The sequence below is a fragment of the Floccifex sp. genome, from assembly GCF_051873495.1.
Classification (GTDB): Bacteria; Bacillota_I; Bacilli_A; order Erysipelotrichales; family Erysipelotrichaceae; genus Floccifex.
The window spans coordinates 1-5335 of the sequence record NZ_JBJEEX010000114.1 but is presented as its reverse complement, the minus strand read 5'-3'; the positions used below and the strand labels follow the sequence as shown (position 1 = coordinate 5335).

The window sequence follows — 5335 nt, the reverse complement described above, 5'->3', positions numbered from 1 at the left end:
TGTAGATGAAAAACTTTGTTTTTTTCATCAAAAGTGATTAAGTCTTGTTTCATTTAACAAATTCCTTAATTTTCAACTGCCTTTTGTGTTTCAGGATCAAAGAAGTGAGATTTATTCATTTCAAAGCCCATTCTTACTTTGGCACCAGGCTTAGTAAAGTCACGAGCGTCTACCTTTGAAACTAATTCAGTATTGCCAACCTTGCAATAAAGTTGTGTCTCAGCACCCAAAAGTTCAGAAACAATAACTTTAGCTTCAACAACTTGCTCTGGGAAGCTTTCCAAGAAAACTTCCTCTGTGTGAACGTCTTCTGGACGAATACCAAAAATTAATTCTTTACCATTGTATCCTTTATCTTTCAAAACTTTTAATTTACCTTCTGGAACTGGAATTTCAAAGTCATGATTTTCCTTGTCGATAATCTTTCCATCCTTCAAGATAACATGAAAGAAGTTCATCGCAGGTGATCCAATAAAGCCAGCTACAAAGACATTTGCAGGCTTGTTATAAACTTCCATTGGCGTACCAACCTGTTGTTGAATACCATCTTTAATAATGACAATTCTATCGGCCAAAGTCATAGCTTCAGTTTGATCGTGAGTAACATAAATAGTAGTTGTCTTTAATTGTTGATGTAATTTAGCAATTTCTGCACGCATTGTAACACGTAATTTAGCGTCCAAGTTTGATAAAGGCTCATCCATTAGGAAGATAGGAGCGTCACGGACAATTGCACGTCCTAAGGCAACACGCTGACGTTGACCACCTGATAAAGCTGCAGGTTTACGTTTCAAATACTGAGAAAGGCCTAAAATTTTAGCAGCTTTTTGTACTTTTTTATCAATTTCTTCTTTAGGAACCTTTCTCAACTTTAACCCGAAGGCCATGTTGTCATAAACAGTCATGTGAGGATATAAAGCATAGTTTTGGAAGACCATCGCAATATCACGATTCTTAGGTGCAACGTTATTCATGACTTTTCCACCAATCTTCAATGTACCTTTGGAAATATCTTCCAAACCAGCGATCATTCTTAAAGTAGTTGACTTACCACAACCAGATGGACCAACAAAGACGATAAATTCTTCATCTTTGATATGCAAATTAAAGTCAGTTACCGAATAATTATCGTTACCTTCATATTTCTTATAAACATGATCTAAATCTACTTTAACCATTTTCTTCTCTACCTCATTTTTCTCAATTACTTAACAGCACCGTTACTCATACCGGCAATAATATTCTTTTGGAAGATCAAGTACACAATTGTAATTGTGATAATTCCAACTACGTATGATGCGAAACTTGGACCATAGTCATTGAAGTATTGACCAGTGTAGTTGTATTGGAACAATGGCAAAGTCCACATCTTTGAATCTCTGTTTAAAATCAACAATGGAAGCATAAAGTCGTTCCAGAACCACATAGCATTAATAATTAATGTGGTTGCGTGCATTGGCTTTAACAATGGGAAGATAATTTTAAAGTAAGCAGTAATCTTGTTAGCACCATCAATTTCAGCAGCTTCATCCAAACTTTCAGGAACACTTTGTTTAATATAGCTGACATAAAGGAATAATGTTTGAGGTACAGCGTAAGTTAAGTACAAGATGATTAGTCCCCACATGTTAGCCAAACCAAGTTTACTCATCATTACTGTAATCGGAATCATAATTACTTGGAAAGGAACAAAGATACCAATGATTAATAAGATGTACATCCAGTTATATGCTGTCTTTTTGGACATATTTCTTGCAATGGAATATGCGGCCATTGGTACAAAAATCATTACCAAAACAATAGATAAAACTGTAATGATAATTGAATTACCGAAATAATTCATTACTCCATCGGCAAATAATCTTTGGAAGTTTGCAGTGGTCCAAGGATTAGGCCATGCAAAGAAATGTTCCATGATTTGTTTAGTTGTCTTAAATGAACTTAAAAATGTGTAAAGCAATGGGATTAAAATTAACATTCCACCGACAATCAGTAAAGCATAATCCCAAAATTTCTTTGATTTGTTTTCTTTTTCCATTTTGTATACTCCTCTTATTCAACGGCATACTTATTAGAAATTTTGATTTGGATAAATGAAACAATTGCAATCAAAAGGAATAATACAATCGCAATCGCGTTAGCATAACCAAATGAGTTATTGTTAAAGGCATAGTTGTAAACCAACAAACCTAATGAAGTAGTTGAGTTGTTTGGTCCACCAGCCGTCATTGCAAAGATTTGGTCGAAAGCAGTTAAACCTGATTTAAGAGCTAAGATAAAGACCATTGAAATACTTGGCAACATGTAAGGAAGTTCAATCTTCCAAAAGATTTGACGACTATTAGCACCATCGACTTCAGCAGCTTCTTTGATTTCATCTGGAATACTTTGTAAACCAGCTAAGAAAATAATGATCGGCATAGCTACACCTTGCCAGAGGAGGACGAAAATTGTAGCAATTATTGCTCCAGTGTCGGTACCTAATAAACTCGTTTGCAACCATGAAATATGAAGTGCATTACCAATTGCTGGTAAACCATAGTTGAAAACTTGTTTAAAAATCAAAGCGACTGTCAAACCTGACAAAACAGCTGGGAAGAAGAACCATGCTCTAAAAAAGGTTTGGCCTTTAATTTTAGAATTTAAAGCACGAGCTACCAGAATTCCGATAACGATTTCACCCACAATAAGGCAAATTGTTAATATTAAAGTAAAGCCAATCGACTTAGCAAAATTCTGATCCATAAACAATAACTTGTAATTGTTCAAACCCACAAATTTATAATTGTAAGTTAAACCAGTCCAATTAGTAAAACTGTAAAACGCACCTTGAACTAATGGAAAGTAGAAGAAGATGAGTTGCAGAATAATTGGGACGATTAAAAATAGCCAACCCCAATATTTTTCAATAAAATTTTTCGATTTCATTTTTGCATCCCCCTAATTAGAAGCCTTCATTGGGTTAAAGAACGTATTCATATCATTAACCATTTGTTGCTCATTACCTGTCATTAAGTAACTTGCAGTTAAATTAAAGAAATCATTTTCACTAGTCCAATCTTGAGCAAGCCAGACCATATCGTGTTTTGTAAACGCCAAGCTTGATAAACCACCTAATTGAGAATCAAACCCCTTTTGTTTAACTCCTTTAACCGCAACAGGACTTCCATCAACGTCATAATATTTCTGCATAGCAGCAGGTGTTGTCATATAAGCAACAAATTTTTCAGCGGCTTTCTTATGCTTACTCTTTGAAGAAATTGATAAAGCTAAGTCACCTGAACCAACTGTCATTTCATGACCTGCTTTAGCAGCTGGAAAAGCAAAAGTTCTAACTTCAAATTTAGGTTTTTGTTGATTAATCATTGGTAAAGCCCAAGAACCATTTGGCATAATTAGACTTTGACCATTTGCAAATGAAACAACTGCGTCATTGTAACTAGCACCACGCCAGTTGTTTTGAGCATTTTCACGCAATAAATTTAAACGCGTAAAGTCTTTTTGAATATACGGATTATTGACCTTAATTCCATTTGGAGCTGAGAATCTGAGCAACTTGTTAGCTTGTTTTGCACCACCAGTTACAGTTGCAAGAGATAATTGATGATAACCATTCAAAGTCCATGGTTCAGTTCCAGCTACTGCAAATGGTGCTTTGCCACTAGCTTTGATTTTCTTAACGGCTTGTTTGAATTGATACCAAGTTTTTGGTGGCTTAATACCTAACTTCTTAAATTCAGTAGCGTTATAGAAGAAGCCATAGACATTTGCACTAAGTGGTGCATTATAGATTTTGCCGTTAACTTTGAATGAATCCGCATAATTATTCTTAATGTTTTTAATATATGGTGCATGAGTCATATCTTCAAAGTAACCAGCTTTAGCCCACTCTTGAAAATCAATATTTTGTGGGTAAATATTAATAACATCAGGAACATCACCAGATAAAATTCTAGTTTTCAGTACCGTACCAGCATTTGGTACATCTACTTCTTTTACATGAATGTCGGGATTCTTTTTTTCGAAATCCTTAATAATTGATTTTAAAGTACTCGACATTTCCTTCTTTTGGTTGAAATACTCAATAGTAACTTTTTTACCAGAATTACTATCTTGCTTTCCACAAGCTGAAAGACTTACAGCTGTTACAATAGCAGCTCCGATAAGAGCAGCCTTTTTCAGCCATCCTTTCATAAAAATCACTCCTCAACTATTAAATTCTCTTCTGAGCCTTCTTTAAGCGCTTTCATTATTTACATTCATTATTATTGCCTATTTAAATACAACAAACCATAGTATTTTAATTAGCATTATTGTCATTTTGTTCAATAATCATTTTGACATGTTAAATATAATGATTATCATATTGTCGCCATTCTGTAAGAATGATAAAATACATGTTAACATGTAAAAATATGATATTTTTTTCATAGGGGAATAAAAATGAAGGGTGAATACAAAACCTTAAATGATATTAGCCTGGAAAGTAACGTCCTATTTTTCGGCAAGGAAAGTTGCTTACCTAATTACTACTTCACAGGAAATAATGTGCGAAAGAATTACGTTATTCATTATATACTTAAAGGGAAAGGCGTTTTTTCCTCTGCAAATCATGAAGCAGTTCAACTTAAAGCTGGAGACATATTTATTCTGCCTAAGGGGGTTCCCTGTTTTTATCAAGCAGACGGTAAGGAACCCTGGACATACTTTTGGATTGGATTATCTGGCTTAAAAATTGCCACAATGCTATCAGGCTCTATTTTGTCTTCAAAGCATTACTTAAGGCAGGTCGAAGATTCTAATTTTTGCAAAAGCTTAAATAAACTATTTGAAGCAGTTCATAATCCCAATGTGCTAACTAATGACTTACTAACAGAATCCCTAATTTATCAAACTTTTTATTATCTTGACACAGAATATCCCGTTAAGAAGAAAAAGCAACATATTGCTAATTCAGAACAATTAAAAATAGCATCCAAATATCTGCATGATAATTATGATGATCATAGTTGTTCAATAGCATCTCTATGTAATAAACTCGATGTTTCTCGCAGCTACTTATATAATCTTTTCAAAAATGGTTTTAATACTTCACCGCAAAAATTTTTAATAAAAATTCGTATGGAAGAAGCTAAAAATAGATTAAAAGATAGTCCAAGCTCCATTCGACAAATTGCTGAAGCAGTAGGTTATATTGATGAATTTACTTTTTCTAAGGCTTTTAAGAAATATTCTGGTTTTAGTCCTAAAATTTTTCGCCAAATGAATACTAAATAAAGTAAAAAGATGATTGCCCAACAAAGCAATCATCTTTTTCATCTATTCAAATTTCCAA

At 33.8% G+C, this 5335-nt stretch carries 5 protein-coding genes; 1 reads left to right on the top strand and 4 read right to left on the bottom strand.

Annotated features, from left to right (window positions below; translation table 11 throughout):
* Positions 1–65 precede the first annotated feature (65 nt).
* From ACI313_RS06665 to ACI313_RS06650, 4 genes are read right to left on the bottom strand one after another with little or no spacing between them, the layout of a single operon-like run.
* Positions 66–1178, bottom strand: a complete 1113-nt coding sequence (locus ACI313_RS06665) for an ABC transporter ATP-binding protein (protein WP_013642254.1) — start codon at positions 1176–1178, stop codon at positions 66–68.
* Between the two features lie 26 nt (positions 1179–1204).
* Positions 1205–2038 (bottom strand): carbohydrate ABC transporter permease, encoded by an 834-nt coding sequence (locus tag ACI313_RS06660; RefSeq protein ID WP_052543104.1) that lies wholly within the window; start codon positions 2036–2038, stop codon positions 1205–1207.
* A 14-nt stretch (positions 2039–2052) separates the two neighbouring features.
* Positions 2053–2928, bottom strand: a complete 876-nt coding sequence (locus ACI313_RS06655) for a carbohydrate ABC transporter permease (protein WP_007126478.1) — start codon at positions 2926–2928, stop codon at positions 2053–2055.
* 12 nt (positions 2929–2940) lie between these two features.
* Positions 2941–4194: an extracellular solute-binding protein gene (locus tag ACI313_RS06650; protein WP_013642255.1), complete on the bottom strand. Its 1254-nt coding sequence runs from the start codon at positions 4192–4194 to the stop codon at positions 2941–2943.
* Between the two features lie 249 nt (positions 4195–4443).
* Between ACI313_RS06650 and ACI313_RS06645 the strand changes: the two genes are divergently transcribed.
* Positions 4444–5277 carry an AraC family transcriptional regulator gene (locus ACI313_RS06645; RefSeq protein ID WP_013642256.1) on the top strand — a complete coding sequence of 278 codons (834 nt, stop codon included), beginning with the start codon at positions 4444–4446 and terminating at the stop codon, positions 5275–5277.
* Positions 5278–5335: the final 58 nt, after the last annotated feature.

Bases quoted from the DNA above. Each gene is read 5' to 3' on its own strand.
- ACI313_RS06665 (WP_013642254.1), bottom strand. From the start codon at position 1,178: ATGGTTAAAGTAGATTTAGATCATGTTTATAAGAAATATGAAGGTAAC.
- ACI313_RS06660 (WP_052543104.1), bottom strand. From the start codon at position 2,038: ATGGAAAAAGAAAACAAATCAAAGAAATTTTGGGATTATGCTTTACTG.
- ACI313_RS06655 (WP_007126478.1), bottom strand. From the start codon at position 2,928: ATGAAATCGAAAAATTTTATTGAAAAATATTGGGGTTGGCTATTTTTA.
- ACI313_RS06650 (WP_013642255.1), bottom strand. From the start codon at position 4,194: ATGAAAGGATGGCTGAAAAAGGCTGCTCTTATCGGAGCTGCTATTGTA.
- ACI313_RS06645 (WP_013642256.1), top strand. From the start codon at position 4,444: ATGAAGGGTGAATACAAAACCTTAAATGATATTAGCCTGGAAAGTAAC.